The organism is Pedobacter faecalis (assembly GCF_030182585.1).
Classification (GTDB): Bacteria; Bacteroidota; Bacteroidia; order Sphingobacteriales; family Sphingobacteriaceae; genus Pedobacter; species Pedobacter faecalis.
In genome coordinates this window covers 150,154-167,294 of record NZ_JARXOW010000003.1, presented here as the reverse complement: position 1 = coordinate 167,294, position 17,141 = coordinate 150,154, and the positions used below count along the sequence as shown (strand labels likewise).

Annotated in this window: 10 protein-coding genes; all 10 read right to left on the bottom strand. The window is 43.8% G+C overall.

Annotation, left to right across the window (positions count from 1 at the left end):
- Window positions 1-2: 2 nt before the first annotated feature.
- The 10 genes from QEP07_RS16455 to lon all read right to left on the bottom strand — a co-directional run bounded on the left by QEP07_RS16455 (window position 3) and on the right by lon (window position 16,896).
- Window positions 3-3,020, bottom strand: coding sequence for a tetratricopeptide repeat protein (locus QEP07_RS16455; RefSeq protein WP_256007606.1), 3,018 nt, complete (start codon window positions 3,018-3,020; stop codon window positions 3-5).
- A 125-nt stretch (window positions 3,021-3,145) separates the two neighbouring features.
- A complete protein-coding gene (locus QEP07_RS16450; RefSeq protein ID WP_256007605.1) occupies window positions 3,146-4,078 on the bottom strand; it encodes an aspartate carbamoyltransferase catalytic subunit in 933 nt (310 codons plus the stop codon).
- 1 nt (window position 4,079) lies between these two features.
- Window positions 4,080-4,628: a bifunctional pyr operon transcriptional regulator/uracil phosphoribosyltransferase PyrR gene (gene pyrR / locus QEP07_RS16445; RefSeq protein ID WP_256007604.1), complete on the bottom strand. Its 549-nt coding sequence runs from the start codon at window positions 4,626-4,628 to the stop codon at window positions 4,080-4,082.
- Between the two features lie 131 nt (window positions 4,629-4,759).
- Window positions 4,760-6,691, bottom strand: coding sequence for a 30S ribosomal protein S1 (gene rpsA, locus QEP07_RS16440; protein WP_256007603.1), 1,932 nt, complete (start codon window positions 6,689-6,691; stop codon window positions 4,760-4,762).
- A gap of 135 nt (window positions 6,692-6,826) precedes the next feature.
- The gene (locus QEP07_RS16435) at window positions 6,827-8,293 is read right to left on the bottom strand and encodes an efflux transporter outer membrane subunit (protein WP_285011404.1); all 1,467 of its coding nucleotides are present in this window, start codon (window positions 8,291-8,293) and stop codon (window positions 6,827-6,829) included.
- A complete protein-coding gene (locus QEP07_RS16430; protein WP_285011402.1) occupies window positions 8,262-11,426 on the bottom strand; it encodes an efflux RND transporter permease subunit in 3,165 nt (1,054 codons plus the stop codon). The genes QEP07_RS16435 and QEP07_RS16430 overlap by 32 nt, the downstream gene beginning before the upstream one ends.
- Window positions 11,427-11,434: 8 nt before the next feature.
- On the bottom strand, window positions 11,435-12,595 hold the full coding sequence (locus tag QEP07_RS16425; protein WP_285011400.1) for an efflux RND transporter periplasmic adaptor subunit: 1,161 nt from the start codon (window positions 12,593-12,595) through the stop codon (window positions 11,435-11,437).
- Window positions 12,596-12,745: 150 nt separating this feature from the next.
- Entirely contained in the window at window positions 12,746-13,426 is a 681-nt protein-coding gene (gene cmk / locus QEP07_RS16420) for a (d)CMP kinase (RefSeq protein ID WP_256007599.1), read from the bottom strand.
- 11 nt (window positions 13,427-13,437) lie between these two features.
- A complete protein-coding gene (locus QEP07_RS16415; protein WP_285011398.1) occupies window positions 13,438-14,388 on the bottom strand; it encodes a lipid A deacylase LpxR family protein in 951 nt (316 codons plus the stop codon).
- A gap of 24 nt (window positions 14,389-14,412) precedes the next feature.
- Window positions 14,413-16,896, bottom strand: coding sequence for an endopeptidase La (gene lon, locus QEP07_RS16410; protein WP_285011397.1), 2,484 nt, complete (start codon window positions 16,894-16,896; stop codon window positions 14,413-14,415).
- Between the last annotated feature and the right edge of the window lie 245 nt (window positions 16,897-17,141).

Genomic DNA, 17,141 nt, shown 5'->3' with positions numbered 1-17,141 from the left:
TGTTATTTTATTTTTTCTAGTTTTTGCTTAGCGGTAGGAACGATATCGTCGTTACCTTCATAGTTGTCGATCAAACTTAACAGGGTGCTCTTTGCCTGCAGGTTATCTTTCAGGGCTACATAGTTATCAGCCAAAAGGATGAATGATTTAGCTACCCAGTAATCATATGAAGGCATATTGTTGATCAAATCGAAGCAGGTTTTGGTTGAAGTTTTGTAGTCGCCCTTTGCATACTGAATGGCAGCAAGATTGTACTTTGCCTCAGCTGCAGCTACAGTTTTTGTCTTGCTCACTACGTTGTTAAGTGCCTTTACGGCTTGAGTCGTGTCAGATTTAAGCAGATATGCTTTGCCTGCATAAAGATCGACGCTGTTTTTTTCCTCTTCTGAGGACTTTTCATATTCCTTGATCAGTTTGACATACTTCAGCATGTCGTCAGGCATGTTTAAAGCATCGTATGCTTTTATAAGTCCATTGATGGCGTAGCTGTAATGCGACTTATAATCGGTGGTGGTCTCGAGTCGCTTCAAATAGACAATTGCCTCGTTGTATTTCTTCTGGTTCATGAACAATTCAGAAATGCTCAACAGCGATCTCTCCGTATAGTCACTTGTCCAATCATTTAAGATGTATTCATAATCCGGAACAGCCTCCAGCGGGCGTCCCAGTTTCACAAGCGATTCGGCCCTGATGAATTTAGCTTCCTTGTCGTGTATCGCTTTTGGAAACTTATCGAAATACGCATTGATTGACTCAAATGCGCCTTGAAAATCACCTTTTAAATAACGGTTGCTCGCGGCCTGGAACACTATATTGTCTTGTTCTGCAGTTGTATAATTTCCTATAGGAGTTGTATTTGCATAAGAGATAAAGCCCTCCGAATCGCCTCTGTCCAAATAAATGTTTTTAATAGACTCCAAGGCCTGTTTTGCCTCCTCCGTGCTGCCATACTCATTGATCACTTTTCTGAACGACTCCAAAGCTTCATCATTCTGATCCTGGTTGTATTGCACCAGTCCGATAGTCACCAGGGCACGAGGTACATAACTGCTTCTCGGATACTGTTGAATTAGCCCCAAAAGATCAGATTTTGACTTATCAAAGTCACCCTTATTAAAGTAGGTATACGCCGTTTCGAAGCCGGCGTCGTCTGCATAATTCGAGTTCGGATAGGTTTTTAGCAGTTCCTGCATGGTCGCTATCTTGGCGTCATTTTGATTTTCCAAACCTTGGATCATACCTCTTTGAAAGAGAGCATAATCTTCTCCTGTGGCCCTGCTGTTGATAATCCGATTGTAGTTGACCAAGGCATTCCCATAGCTTTTACTCACGAAGTATGAGTCGGCAAGTCGAATTATCGCATCATTAACAGTTTTAGGGTCCTTATCATTTCCAGCAAGGAATCTTTCAAAATAATTTGCAGCTTTTGAATAACGTTCATCCTCAAATGCTGCATAACCCAAAGCATAATTGGCAAAATTATAAACTCCGGTCTTTTTGGCGCCGGGCATACTTAAAAACGTTTCGAAGTGTCTTACGGCTTCGCCGAACTTTCTTAATTCATACGATGCCTCCGCCTTCCAATATGTGCTCAGCGCATGAATTTCTTCATCAATAGGGAATTTCTCTGATCTTAAAAACATGGATAGTGCATTCGGAAATGCCCGTTCATTATAAAACTCGAGACCTCGAAAATACGTCACCTTTTGATAGGCAGCCTCTGCTTCTTGTGATTTGTTCGGTATCGATTCAAGTATGTCTACAGCAGCCTGGTAATTCTTGCTGGTCAGGAGGATCTCACCCAAAAGCGTTTTAGCCTCACTCAATTTTCGAGATGATGGGAACTGAGTTAAGAATGATTGGATTGATTCCAGCGCCTGTTGGTTAAAGTCCAATTCATAACTTAGACGGGTATAATTAAGCCAAGCCTCCTCCTGAATAACTTTATCGAAATCAAGCCTTGATGCTCTGAAGAAAGCACTGCGCGCTTTCGGCTTGTCTTGCAATTCAATAAAGGCTCGTCCAAGTGTATACATTCCGTTCTGCAGATAAACGTCGTCGGTGTCCAGGCGTTCAAGTACGGCTATAGCCTCCTTATATTTTTTTTGCGTGAAGAGTGAATAACCGAACTGATAAGTGAACAGGTTATTTCTGTTATTCGATTTGTCCTTTGCATAGAACTCCCTGAAATATTTTTCTGCATTTATATAATCTGCCTTGGCAAAGTACGAGGCGGCTATGATACTTAACATCTCCGCTTCATATTCTTGTTTAGAAGATTTAAGAATAGGTAGCGCGTATTCTATAACATCATCATAACGTTCATCCAGATAATACATTGAGGTGATGTAATATGGATAGCTAGCTTCATACGTTGGGGAGCCTTTAAGCTTTTCAAAATTTGTTAAGGCAGTTTTATACTCTTTATTGAGATAGTTGATATAAGCGAAGTAATAGGTTGCACTCTCCTGAAAAGGGGATGGGTCCTTCTTTACTGCTTCAAATAACGGTTCTGCTTTTTCTATATCGTCGGAAACGAAGTATGCATAGCCTTGTTTAAACTGATACTCTAGACGTTGTTTAGCGGAAAATAAATTGGGATCTGCTTTTTCAAACCACTCTAACGCCTTGGTGTAGTTTTTACGATCAAAGTATGATTTTCCGACATGGAAATAGGCGAGCTTCGTATTTGGATTTAAGGGATAGTTCCTTATAAAATCCATAAATTGCTCTTCTGCATCGTCATTGCCTAACTCTAACGCACAAACAGCAGCGTAAAATTTAGCGTTCTCTTTAAGCAAAGAAAGCTCAGCATTGCTCTCTTGTTGGGCATCTGGTCTGTTACGATCCTTCTCAACGAGTCTGAATTGTTCCGCCGCTGCCACATATTTTTCGTTATTGAGTAGCTCTACTCCGGAACGGTAATGTTTATTGAGATTTACGAGTACACTTGATTGCGCATATGCGGCCGTTAACCCGCTTGCCATCAGGAGCGGGACGAGGAAATATTTTTTTTGCATCTAGTTTCAAATATGGTTGGTACTAATATAAATATAGTGTAACATCTAACGCGTGCAAGAAATTAACAAGTGTTGATAACGGTTTAACGAACGGTTCCGGAAAATGTTATTCGGTCACTTAAGCGTTAACCACGCTGGGAAGCGAGTAAATATAGTACAGCCATTCTAACAGCCACTCCATTTTCTACCTGTTCCAGTATAATAGATTGCTTACTGTCAGCCACGTCACTGCTAATTTCAACACCACGATTAATCGGTCCGGGGTGCATAATAACAATTTCTTTCTCTAAGTTGTCCAGAATTTTCTTATTAAGACCGTACATCATCGCGTACTCCCTCAATGAGGGGAAATATTTAATGTCCTGGCGCTCCAGCTGTATGCGAAGCATATTTGCTACGTCACACCAGTTTAGGGCCTTGACCAAATCGTGTTCAACTTCCACACCTAATGCAGAAATATATTTTGGGATTAACGTGCTGGGACCGCATACCTTCACTTGTGCCCCCAATTGCTGTAAACACAAGATATTTGATATCGCTACCCGAGAATGCAATATATCACCAACTATGACCACTTTCTTGCCTTCTACTGTGCCTAATTTTTCACGAATCGAAAAGGCGTCAAGTAGTGCCTGCGTCGGGTGCTCATGCGCGCCGTCACCTGCATTTACGATCTGGGCTTTGACATGTTTGCTTAAAAACTGTCCTGCCCCGGCATACGGGTGACGCATCACTACCATGTCAACCTTCATCGCAAGAATATTGTTTACCGTATCAACCAGTGTTTCCCCTTTGCTAACAGACGAAGAAGACGCAGCAAAGTTAATGACATCTGCGGAAAGCCTTTTTTCAGCTAGCTCGAATGATAGTTTTGTTCTGGTAGAATTTTCAAAAAATACATTTGCTATGGTGATATCGCGCAACGAAGGCACCCTTTTTATGGGCCGGTTGATAACCTCCTTGAAATTGTCCGCTGTCTCAAAAATCAGTTCGATATCACTTCGGTTGATATCTTTAATGCCCAACAGATGTTTCGTTGATAGGTTTTCAGTTGCCATGTTATTTGATAGTTTCTGATAATAATACCACCTCGTCCTTTCCTTCAGTCTCGCTCCAGCTTACTTTAACCCGTTGAGAATTTAAACTGTCTACCTGCTGGCCAATATAATTCGGCTCAATAGGGAGTTGCCGTGAAAAACGACGATCTATAAGTACCATAAGCTCTACCGTTGCTGGCCTGCCATAAGCCAGCAAAGCATCCATAGCCGCCCTAATAGTCCGGCCGGTCCATAACACATCATCAACCAGAATGACATTCTTGCCTTCGATTATGAAATCTATTGTATTACTGTTTGCAGACACAATGCCATCCTTTCTTCTGAAATCATCCCGAAAAAAAGTAATGTCCAGATTTCCTTTGAGTATGGAGTCTTGTCCCAGAATCACGGAAAGCTCCTTTTTTATACGGTCAGCAAAGAAAGGTCCTCTTGGCTGTATACCAACTAAAACAGAATTAGAGAAATTATCATGATTCTCAACAAGCTGGTGGCAAAGCCGTTTGATTGTGATCTGGAATTTTTTTCCGTCTAGCAGTGTTCGTTTTTGCATTGACTTATGATTAGGCAAATATAAAGAAATGAAATTGAATAGTGTTTCTTTTCCGCAATTTGGGAGAAACAAAAATAAAAAAAGGCGCCGTTGAAGTCAACGACGCCTTTATAATTTAAGGATATTACCGCCTATTTTTTAGCTTTATTTTCCTCGCCTTCCATTTGCTGTTTTAGTTGTGCAAGCACGCCTAAATCACCTAGAGTAGACTTTTCAACAGAATCTTTCACTTTCTTCACCGCATTGCTCGAAGCTTTAGCCTCTTTTTTCTTAGCGTTACGTTCTTCACTAGCAGCTTCTGCTTTTGCCTCTTCCCAAATTCGTGCGTGAGATACAACGATGCGTTTTGCATCCTTATTGAATTCAATGATCTTAAAGTCATTGGTCTCTTCAGCCTTGATCGAAGTACCGTCTTCTTTTACCATATGCTTGGTAGGTACAAATCCTTCAACCCCATAAGGTAAAGCTATTACAGCACCCTTATCAGTCACTTTTACAACGGTGCCCTGGTGAATCGAATCTACCGTGAAGATAGTCTCAAAAGTATCCCATGGGTTTTCTTCCAGTTGCTTATGACCTAAACTTAGTTTCCGGCTTTCTACATCAAGCTCGAGTACCACTACATCTAAAGTGTCACCTACTTTCGTGAATTCATTAGGATGGTTCACCTTTTTAGACCAGGAAAGATCTGAAATATGGATTAAACCGTCAATTCCTTCTTCGATTTCCACAAACACGCCAAAGTTTGTCATGTTTTTAACGACAGCAGTATGTCTGCTTCCGATCGGATATTTTGCGGCTACGTTTTGCCAAGGATCCTCAGTAAGTTGCTTAATACCCAAGCTCATCTTGCGCTCATCCCTATCCAAAGTCAATACTTCAGCCTCTATCTCATCACCTACTTTCAGGAATTCCTGCGGACTGCGCAGGTTTTGTGACCACGACATCTCAGAGACGTGAATAAGGCCTTCAACTCCCGGGATGATTTCCAGGAACGCACCATAATCAGCTACAGTAACAATTTTTCCTTTAACCTTAGAGCCGATAGTCAGGTTAGCATCTAAAGATTCCCAAGGATGTGGAGTCAATTGCTTCAAGCCAAGGGCGATACGTTTTTTCTCATCATCAAAGTCAAGAACAACAACGTTTATTTTCTCATCCAGGCTCAATACCTCTTTCGGATGCTCTATGCGGCCCCATGAGATATCAGTGATATGAAGCAATCCATCTACACCGCCAAGATCAATAAACACGCCGAAGTCAGTGATGTTCTTAACGGTGCCCTCAAGTACCTGGCCTTTTTCAAGTTTAGATACAATTTCAACTTTCTGGCTTTCCAGATCGTCTTCGATAAGGATTTTATGAGATACAACAACATTTTTAAACTCATGGTTGATTTTTACCACCTTGAATTCCATTGTCTTACCTACATATATATCGTAGTCGCGGATCGGCTTAATGTCGATTTGAGAACCAGGCAGGAATGCCTCAACGCCCATTATATCCACAATAAGACCACCTTTAGTACGGCTCTTAACGAAACCGTTAATGATCCTGTCATTATCCAAAGCTTCATTGATAGTTTCCCACGACCGCTGAGTTTTTGCTCTTTTACGAGATAAAATTAGCTGGCCATTTGCGTCTTCGGGTGCTTCCACGAAAACATCGACCTTGTCGCCCACTTTCAAGTCAGGCATGTCACGAAACTCAGAAGCAGATACCAAACCGTCCGACTTAAAGCCTACGTTTAATACCACATCTTTGTTGTTAATTGAAACAACAGTTCCGCTGATTATCTCACCCTGGGTGATTTGGTTAAAGGTATCGGTATACATATCCTCAAACTTTTTACGGTCTTCGGCAGAGTATTTTCCGAATACTTTATCATCTGCGTCCCAGTCAAAATCCTGATCAGGGGTAGCTAGTGATGATTTGATCTGTTCGATCGACACTGAATCAGCTTCCGATTCAATGGTTTCTTTTTCTGCCAAGCGAGCATCTGCTCCCTGCAGTTCAGCTGTTTTAGCTTCTAGTTCTTTTTCTGCTACTTGTTTTTTAGCCATTAAAATTAAATCTCCTTTTCCCCGTTAGGGACGGCAAAGATAAACATTAATATTTCTAATAGAAAAGTATTTTTTAGAAATGTTATTGATTTTGAACCAATTGTATCAAGGCTAAGCTGCTGTTACAACATTCTGCTATTCATTTTCCCAGCCTCCACCGAGTGCTTTGTAGAGATTCACTGTCGATTGCAGTCTTTGAAGGCGGTCGCTAACACTGCTTATTTGCGCGGTAAGCAAACTTTGCTCCGATGTTAACACATCCGTATAATTGGTAGCCGAACTATATCTGAGTAGCTCTTTTGTAAAATCTACTGCCTTAGTAAGAGCGGTAATCTGCTGATTTCTCAACAGCTCCTTTTGCAAAGCAGTTTCATAGGCGAATAGCGCATCAGACACCTCCCGTCCTGCCGTCAACAAATTTTGCTGAAGATCATAGAAGGCTATCTGCTGCTGAGCCTGAGCAGTTTTCAAGCGGGCTTTGTTCTGGCCACGGGCGAATATAGGCTGTGTTATTCCTCCAATTAGATTATAGAAAATGGAGTTGTCAAAAAAATTCTTCAGTTCAAGTGTAGATAAGCCGCCGCTGGCAGTTAGCGTGAGTGAGGGATAAAAGAAAGTGCGTGCGGTGTTCGTGTTTTCAAAGGCGGCACGGAAAGCGAATTCTGCTGCCTGAATATCAGGACGGTTTTGCAGTAATTGTGCAGACACCCCGGTTTTCAGATCCTCATACAGCCTTTGCTCATCCAAACTCGTTCTTTCGATTGACTGCGGCGATTGCCCTATCAGCACACTAAGGGCATTCTCAGTCTCCCTGATATTTCTTTTAATATCCGGTATCGTTACTTGCGCCGCATACAAGTTGGCTTCGCTTTGTACTACAGCTGCCCCGTTTACAATAGCCCCTTCTTTCAGCGCCTTCATGGTTTCAACGTCGGCTTTTCGGATTTCAATAGTCTGTTCAGTTATGGTAAGCTGCTTGTCAAGCGCAAGTAACGAAAAGTAACCGTTAGCTATACTTGCTACCAATTGCGTTTGAACGGCCCGTCTGGCCGCTTCAGTCTGCAGTAAGGCGGCGTACGAAGATCTCTTAGCGCTGTTTAACTTCCCCCATATATCCGCCTCCCAGCTCGTATTCAGTTGCAGTCTATAGGTTTGTGTTTCTGTGTTGATGTTGATTCCCGGGGGGAAGTTTAGTGCCGCCCTCGATTGTTTTGCGTCGGTAACCGAGGCGTCTGCTGACAAATTGGGTAGCAGCGCCAAACTACTCTGCCGCAGATTAGCCTCTGCAATCCGTATGCGTTCTACTGCTCTTTTCAGATCGAAATTATTCTTGATGCCTTGATTTATCAGGTTTTGCAAGATTGGGTCGGTGAAAAGTGTTCGCCAAGGCAGTTTGGCAATGCTGGCAGTATCTTCTCCCGACGAGCCGCGATACAGCCCGTTTTTATTCAGCGACGGCAAGTCATATTTTTTTGTCACGCAGCCACCAAGGCTGAGTAAGAAAAGTCCGGCAAGTAAGTAGTTTTTGAGACGGGGTATTTTCATCTTTTCTGATACGTTTCTGGAAGACCTAATAACGATGATCATCTTTATCCCGGTCATTAAATTCAATGGTTGTCTGATCAAACGGTTGTTTTCGGCTTATTTTCTCCTGCAGATGCTGAAATATAATAAAGAGTGTAGGTATCACGAACACTCCGAAAATAGTACCTATAAGCATGCCGCCAACCGCTCCGGTTCCGATAGACTTATTCCCGGCTGCACCTACGCCTGTTGAAAGCATCAGCGGAAGCAAACCGAGAATAAATGCAAATGAGGTCATCAGAATCGGACGAAGCCGAGCCGTTGCGCCATCTATTGCAGCGCGCACTATGCTCATACCTCTTTTTCGCCTGTCTGCCGCGTACTCCACGATCAGGATAGCGTTTTTTGCCAGTAGCCCAACCAGCATGATCAGCGTGATTTGTGTGTATATGTTATTGTCAACCTTGAATATTTTATCGAAAATAAAAACCCCCGCTAAGCCGATTGGCAGAGAGATTAGTACAGCAAGCGGCAAAATATAACTCTCATATTGCGCACAAAGTAAGAAGTAGACAAACACGACACAAAGCAGGAAGATGAAGATTGTCTGACTACCGCCAGCCATCTCTTCCCTTGAAAGACCTGAGAATTCATAGCCGTAGCCGGCAGGAAGATGTTTTGCCGCCTCTTCCTGGACTGCTTTCAATGCGTCACCGGAACTATATCCCGGGTTTGGAGCACCAGTCACCGAGATGGATGTAAAAAGGTTAAATCGCGATATCGTCTGCGGTCCGTATACCCTGGTTAGAGTGATGAATTCGGAGATCGGAGCCATGTTTCCGGTCGCGTTTCGGACATATATACGGTTCAATGATTGCTCATTATTTCTGTAGATAGCATCAGCCTGGTACATCACGCGGTACTGTTTGCCGAACTTGTTGAAGTTAGATGCATAAACACCGCCGTAATAACCCTGCAGCGTGCTCAATACGTCAGTAACACTAATTCCCGCTTGTTTTATTCTAGCTACATTTACGTCAATCTGATACTGCGGAAAATTTGGGTTAAAAGAGGTCGAGGCATACTGTATTTCTGGTCTTTTAGCCAGAGACGCCAGGAAGGAGGTGCCTACTGTGTTAAACTTGTTGATGTCGCCGCCAGTCTTGTCCTGCAACTGGAACTCGAATCCTCCGCTTGTCCCAAAACCCTGGATGGTTGGGGGAGCAAAAAATATAATTTTAGCCCCTCTGATGTTTGCAGTCTTCGCAAACAACTCACCGATAATCTGTTTAACGTCTCGTTCCCGTTCGTTCCAGGGTTTAAGTCTCGATATTACCATGCCGTAAGAACTACCACTTCCACTGATCATACTCCGACCCACAACCCGCAGTGAGCTTTTTATCTCGGGAATGGTATGAACAATGCTGTCAATTCGCGTGATGATCTCATCTGTGTGTTCCTGCGAAGTAGCTGCAGGTAAGGAGATGTCAGACATGATTGTACCTAAATCTTCATTAGGAACGAAGCCTTTAGGTGTGGTGTTCATAGCCCAGATCAGCATCACGACAAAGACTCCGATGCCGCCTAGCGCAATCCATTTCCTGCGGGCAAGATAGCTCACCGAACGCTTGTATCGGTTTGTCATCGTATCAAATGACGTATTAAAAGCAGTAAAGAATCGTTGCAGGAAATTTCTCTTGCGATGATGATCTTCCTTGTGAGGCTTCAAAAGCAGTGCGCATAACGCCGGGCTCAATGTTAATGCATTCACCGCAGAAAGTATAATGGCAATCGCAAGCGTCAAGCCGAACTGTTTATAAAATACTCCAGACGACCCTTGGATAAAGCTTACAGGGACGAACACGGCGGCCATAACCAGCGTAATGGACACAATAGCAACTGTAATGTCCTCCATTGCATCAACCGTAGCCTTTCGGGCCGATTTATAGCCGCTATCAAGTTTGGCGTGCACTGCTTCCACCACCACAATCGCATCATCCACTACAATACCGATTGCCAGCACCAGTGCAAACAGCGTCAGAAGATTGATGGTAAAACCGAAAAGATTTAGGAAAAAGAACGTACCAATAATTGCAACAGGAACACTTATGGCTGGTATAAGTGTCGACCTTAAATCCTGAAGAAAGACAAAAACCACAAGGAAAACGAGAATAAACGCTTCCACTAATGTGTGAATCACCTTTTCGATAGAAGCGTCGAGAAAGTCATTAATATTAATAAGCGCGGTATAGTGAATGCCTGGCGGGAAGCTTGTCGAAGCATTTTCAAGCACCTTAAGCGATCCTTCAATAACCTCTTTAGCGTTTGATCCAGCTGTCTGGTTAATGGCAACACCCAGGGCGGGCTTACCGTTAAACCGTACGGAACTGGCGTAACTTTGCGCGCCCAATTCAATACGGGCCACATCACGTAATCTCAATACCTGACCATTATCCGCAGTACGGATAATGATATTACTAAATTCCGTCTCAGTTTTTAGCCGGCCGGAGTACTTTAGTATATATTGAAAAGATTCATTTCCCTGTTCGCCTAGTTGTCCCGGCGCCGCTTCTACGTTTTGCTCGGCAAGTGCCGCACTGATGTCATTTGGAACGAGACCGTAAGTAGCCATTACATCCGGTTTAAGCCAGATACGCATACTATAATCCATTAATCCAAAAGCACTTGCATCGCCGACACCATTGATCCGTTTTATTTGCGGTATAAGGTTAATGTTTGCATAGTTCTGCAGAAATTTCTGGTCATAAGAATCATTGTCGCAGTATATCCCGAAGATAAGCACATTGCTGGCCTGTCTTTTGGCAGTCACCACTCCGGCCCTGGTCACTTCTGCGGGTAGCAGGCTCGCCGCTCGCGATACACGATTCTGCACGTTTACCGCTGCTAAATCAGGATTGGTTCCCAGTTTGAAATTAATCGTGATTGTTGCGGTCCCGTCATTTCCAGCGGTAGAGGTCATATAAGTCATATCCTCTACGCCATTAATCTGTTCCTCAAGCGGGATTACCACGCTGTTCATTACCACGTCGGCGTTTGCACCCTGATATGAAGCTGAAACCTGAACGGTAGGGGGGGCAATCTCTGGATATTGGGAAACAGGAAGGGTGATTAGGCCCAGTATGCCCAGAATTACGATGATAACAGATATAACTGTAGAAAGTACCGGTCGTTCAATAAATTTTCTAAACATAATTACTTCTAAATTCCGGTGTACACCACGTCCGAATTCTGCATCTCTGGTTTAATCTGAGCGCCGTTCTTAAGAGACTGGAAACCTTCCAGCACCAGGTGGTCGCCAGGTTTAAGTCCCTTTGTAACCACATAGAAGTCACCACTGGTAACCTCCATGATCTCGATTTCCGTTTGTGTTACAGTTCCCTTTGCATCTACCAGATAAACGAACTTCTTACCCTGTAAATCCATAGTCGATTTCTGCGGAACCAATATGGCGTTTTCAAGATGCTTTGGAATGCGTACAGAGGCACTGCCGCCTGTTTTTAATAGCATTGCCTGGTTACTGAAAGTCGCCCTCAGACTGGCCGATCCGGTACCTGTGTTTATCAACCCGTTAATAGATTCAATTTTGCCGGTTTCAGGGAAAGTTGTTCCGTCTGCCAGGGTTAAGGTAACAGGGGGGATGCTTCTAATCTTGCTTTCAACACTCGTACCCTTAGTGTCGCGTGTAAAGTCCAGGAGCTGCTTCTCATTCATGGAGAAATAGGCATAGATTCTGGAAATATCTGAAACCGTTGTGAGAGGCTGACTATTTGAGGGACCTACAAGACTGCCTTCTTTAAATGGGATGCTCCCCACCACCCCGCTTACGGGGCTCAATATCTTTGTGTAACTTAAGTTTGTTTTTGCATTTGCCAACTCTGCTTTCGCCCGGGCCAGGGCTGCCCGTCTACTTTGTAGCGTGAGTTGCGCAGCTTCCAGATCATATTTACTTATGATATCTTTCTCAACCAGAGGCTTTGTCTTGTTAACCTGTAGTTGCGCCGCGTTAACGTCAGCCTCTGCACTGCTGATTGCTGCTCCGGCAGTTCGGACAGTCTGTTCATATTGGGGCGCATTAATCGAGAAGAGTAACTGTCCTTTCTTGACTGTCGCGCCCTCGTCGATGTAAATCTTGTCGATAAAGCCGTCTACCTTGGCCCTGATATCCACATTTTGCACACCTTCCAGTGTAGCTGGATATTCTGTCTCTAAGGAAGTGGACTTCGCTTCCACAGAAAATACCGGATAGGAGGGGAGAGAACCAGCTTTCGCATCACCTTTGTCCTGACCGCTATTGCCGCAACTGGCCAAAAGTAGTAGCGCCGGAATACTCAGTGATAGACAGAAATTTAAATTTTTCATCAATTGCAGTTTTTGAGATTCTAAATTAGAACGCGAAATTATCTATAGACTGCTAGAGATAAACCATCGAAATGTAATGTTTAAACCGGTTGCAGCTGTGTAACTAAAGCTTTGCAAAAAAAAGCGGAAGTGATTAATACTACTTAGATATTAAACCGGAAAATGCTTGTGTACCTCTTCTAACGCAAATTCAAGCTGTTCTTTTTCAGTCATTGTGGTGTTGTCCAGAATAACAGCATCCTGAGCTCGTGTAAGCGGACTTTCTGCCCTCGTTGTATCTGCATAATCGCGGTGCGCAAGATTTTCAAATACCTCCTCCAGTGTAGTCTCCGTGTCGCCTTTGGCCTGCATTTCTCGATACCTTCGTTCCGCTCTCACCTTTGGGTCGGCTGTCATAAAGAGCTTAAGTTGCGCATCTGGGAATACGGTGGTTCCAATATCACGCCCGTCCATCACAACATTCTTAAATTTTCCCATCCGCTGTTGCTGCTTCACCATTTCGTTTCGCACAGCTTTATGCGCTGAGACTTCGCTAACACTTTCAGAAACACGCATGCCGCGGATTTCTTCGGAAACGTCTTCTCCGTTCAACGAGATATGCGAATCATAATCCCGAGAATGAAAGTTGATCTCAATTTCCCCGAGCGCGTTCTGTACCTGTGCTAAGTCGGCAACGTCGACATTGTTCCTCAAAAAGAACAGTGTAACGGCACGGTACATCGCCCCGCTGTCGATATAAATAAAATTAAGTCGTTTTGCTAACGCCTTGGCTAAGGTGCTTTTACCGCAAGACGAATATCCATCAATAGCAATGATAAGGTTCGTTCTCATGCAAAATACTTCTAATTAAACCGGTATGAAGCAGACACAGCGCCATATTGGTGGGCCTTTGCCGTGCTTTCAATCTCCTTCGTTTTAAAGAAAACACTGAAGTCAAACGTAAATCGCGGCGAATTATAGCTAAAACCCAGCTGCTGCGTAAATACCAGTGGTTCAACGTCAAAAACAACGGGGCTGTCATTATTAAAAATGCCACCTTGCACAGTGGCGTCGAATACGACATAATTCAGCTGCGGTTTAGCATAAAAATATAACTCCCTATTTGTGAGTTTCGTTGTTCCGGATTCACCAACAACGGCATCGTTATAACCTGAATTAAACAATTGATTAATCCTGCCGGCTCTAAAAACAATCGCTGCCGCTGCGTCATTACGGAGTGTGCCTGCATTTACATACCCATCCAGCAAAAAGTCGGTATGCTGATTCGCTGCCCTGTGCAGCAAACGGGTGTACCGCGCAGCCAGATTGACAGTCGCTTCGTTACTGATCTGATAATCCCATCCTGATAAACGATAGAAGCCAATTGTCCGGTGCAGAAGATCCTGCCCATCTTCTCCCAATGAGTTTGGTCCGATGGTGCCGACTTCCACTGATGCTTTTAAAGACGATTCTGCTGCATACAACCAGTGAAGAGCAGCTCCAGCGTATAGATAGCCAGCGAAAGGACGGTCATGTTTAGCCGGATCTGGCGCATATCCGGAAAACGGGTTATATATACGCTGTCCTGCCGTAATTTCAAAGACTTTCTTTTCTACGTTCTCATTCAGTTTTTCCGGATTCCCGGCGTGGCGATAATACAGAAATAGTCCATTGGTGTAATAACGGTCGGAGCCTTGTCCGAGGTAAGAATCATTTTCGCTGCGAAACCCGAACTCATTCCTGTAAGACTGGGAATAGCAGTACGCCGCCTGTATCAGTAATAAAAAAACAGAGAACCCGGTTTTAATCATCATATTTTTTATTCCGTACACCCATATTTATGGTAGGTTAATAGCAGGCTGGTCCAGCGCAATAATACTCAAATCCTGCGGATTTTTTACTTTCTCCTTAGTGAGGGCCAGATTAATTACCTCCCGCATATCCGTTACATATTGAAAATTCAGGTCTTTGATATAATCCTCTTTAATTTCCAAAATATCCTTCCGGTTAGAAACACATAAAATGACATCTTTTATGTTCGCGCGTTTTGCCGCCAGGATTTTCTCCTTGATACCACCAACGGGCAAAACCTTTCCTCTCAGCGTTATCTCGCCTGTCATAGCCAGGTTCGGTTTTACCTTACGCTGCGTAAAAGCAGAGGTAAGCGCAGTAAGCATGGTGATCCCGGCCGACGGGCCATCTTTCGGAGTTGCCCCCGCCGGTACGTGCACATGTACGTCCCAGTGGTCAAACAATCTGTAGTCTATATCAAAAAGCCTGGCGTGTGCACGTAAGTAGGCTAAGGCTATGATGGCAGATTCTTTCATTACATCACCCAGGTTACCCGTTAAAGTGAGTTTACCTTTACCCGGGCTCAGGCTTGCTTCGATATACAAAATATCTCCGCCTACTTGTGTCCAGGCCAGGCCGGTCACCACCCCGGCTACTTCATTACCTTCGTAAAGGTCTTTATCGTAAACAGGCGCGCCTAAGATCCTTTCCACATCACTTATTGTCAGGGACGGGTCGTACTTCTCCTCCATAGCAATCTTTGTTGCAACCCCGCGAACAAGAGCGCCAATCTTCTTTTCCAGTCCACGGACACCCGACTCCCGGGTATAATCCTCAATAACCCGCTCAATAAGTGAATTTTTAAGGACTATATCCTTAGTCTGTATGCCGTGCTGCTCTTTCTGCTTAGGCAAAAGATATTTTTTTGCAATCTGCACTTTCTCTTCAATGGTATAGCCATTTACCTCAATGATCTCCATACGATCCAGTAATGCAGGCTGAATAGAGCTTAACGAGTTGGCCGTAGCGATAAACAAAACGTTAGACAGGTCATATTCGGTCTCGACATAATGATCGTTAAACGCAGCATTTTGCTCAGGATCCAGAACCTCAAGCAATGCAGAAGAAGGGTCGCCCCGAAAGTCGGATCCAACCTTGTCTATTTCGTCCAGCACAAACACAGGATTAGCTGCTCCGGCCTTCTTTATCGATTGGATAATGCGTCCAGGCATCGCTCCGATATAGGTTTTCCTATGGCCACGTATCTCCGCTTCATCGCGCACGCCACCTAGTGCCATTCTCACATATTTTCTGTTAAGCGCTTTAGCGATAGACTTTCCCAGAGAAGTCTTTCCAACTCCCGGAGGGCCCACAAGGCAAATGATCGGCGCTTTCATATCCCGTTTCAATTTAAGTACCGCCAAATACTCTATAATTCTCTTCTTTACCTTTTCCAGCCCGAAATGATCTTTGTCAAGGATGCGCTGAGCCCGTTTCAAGTCGAAATTATCTTTGGTGAAATCGTTCCAGGGCAAATCCAGTAATAATTCAAGATAATTTAAAGTGACCGAGTAATCCGGAGCTGCAGGATTCATCCGGCCTAGTTTTTCGAGCTCTTTATTAAAGTGTTGCCCCACTGGTGCAGCCCATTTCTTTTTCTTAGCCCGTGCCTGAAGGGCCTCAAACTCCAGATCTGATGAGTTTCCCCCAAGTTCCTCCTGTATGGTTTTTAGCTGCTGATTTAAAAAATAATCCCTTTGTTGCTTATCCAGATCAGTACGTACTTTTGATTGAATCTGATTTTTGAGTTCCAGCATCTGCAACTCAAGAGTAAGCAATTCCATCACCATCGTCGCACGTTCCCGAAGGTTACCCATCTCAAGCATTTTCTGTTTGTCCGAAACATCGGCGTTCATGTTGGAGGATATGAAATTGATCAGAAATGAAGTGCTTTCAATGTTTTTCAGCGCAATGCCCGCTTCGCTCGGAATATTAGGTGAAAGCTGAATGATCTGTGCAGACATCTCTTTAATCGATGCCACGAGCGCCTTAAACTCTTTGTCCTCCTTCGGCTTCGATTCCTGGAAGCGGCTGATGGTGACTTTTATATATGGTTCAAGTTGCACCGGTTCTACCAGGCGAAACCGTTGCTTGCCCTGAATGATTACTGTCGTATTGCCATCAGGCATTTGCAACATCTTTATAATGTGGGCTACGGTGCCCACCGTATTCAATTGCTCAAAGGTTGGATCCTCAATTGTTGTATCGCGCTGAGACACTACGCCAATCGTCCTGTCACCCTTGTAAGCTTCCCTGATAAGTTTTATAGATTTATCTCTCCCCACCGTGATAGGGATAACCACGCCGGGAAACAGCACGGTATTTCTCAAAGGCAGAATTGGTAAGATATCGGGCGTCTCCTCATTGTTCATGTCGTCTTCATCCTGTTGCGACATAAGGGGGAAAAATTCCGTATCTTCATTTATAATAGGTAATGCTTGGGAAAAGTCAAATTGGTCCAGTATGCTCATTAATGGGTCCTCTAAAATTTAAAAACGACATTGTGACAGCCCCGTCTTATTAAAACAGTAGTCTCCGCTGCCCATTACAGGATTTCAACTCCTATGCCAAAAAGGGGATACGTATAATTATCGGATAAAAAGTCAGCTATTAACTTATCGTCAGTCATAATTCCCTCCAATTGCCGTTATAACATTGAAGAGGCAAAGGAAAAGTCGCAAATAATTATAACTTTGCTTGTACATGTGGGATAGTT

Excerpts from the sequence above, each read along its gene's own strand:
- QEP07_RS16455 (WP_256007606.1), bottom strand. The coding sequence starts at position 3,020 with ATGCAAAAAAAATATTTCCTCGTCCCGCTCCTGATGGCAAGCGGGTTA.
- QEP07_RS16450 (WP_256007605.1), bottom strand. The coding sequence starts at position 4,078 with ATGGCAACTGAAAACCTATCAACGAAACATCTGTTGGGCATTAAAGAT.
- pyrR (WP_256007604.1), bottom strand. The coding sequence starts at position 4,628 with ATGCAAAAACGAACACTGCTAGACGGAAAAAAATTCCAGATCACAATC.
- rpsA (WP_256007603.1), bottom strand. The coding sequence starts at position 6,691 with ATGGCTAAAAAACAAGTAGCAGAAAAAGAACTAGAAGCTAAAACAGCT.
- QEP07_RS16435 (WP_285011404.1), bottom strand. The coding sequence starts at position 8,293 with ATGACCGGGATAAAGATGATCATCGTTATTAGGTCTTCCAGAAACGTA.
- QEP07_RS16430 (WP_285011402.1), bottom strand. The coding sequence starts at position 11,426 with ATGTTTAGAAAATTTATTGAACGACCGGTACTTTCTACAGTTATATCT.
- QEP07_RS16425 (WP_285011400.1), bottom strand. The coding sequence starts at position 12,595 with ATGAAAAATTTAAATTTCTGTCTATCACTGAGTATTCCGGCGCTACTA.
- cmk (WP_256007599.1), bottom strand. The coding sequence starts at position 13,426 with ATGAGAACGAACCTTATCATTGCTATTGATGGATATTCGTCTTGCGGT.
- QEP07_RS16415 (WP_285011398.1), bottom strand. The coding sequence starts at position 14,388 with ATGATGATTAAAACCGGGTTCTCTGTTTTTTTATTACTGATACAGGCG.
- lon (WP_285011397.1), bottom strand. The coding sequence starts at position 16,896 with ATGAGCATACTGGACCAATTTGACTTTTCCCAAGCATTACCTATTATA.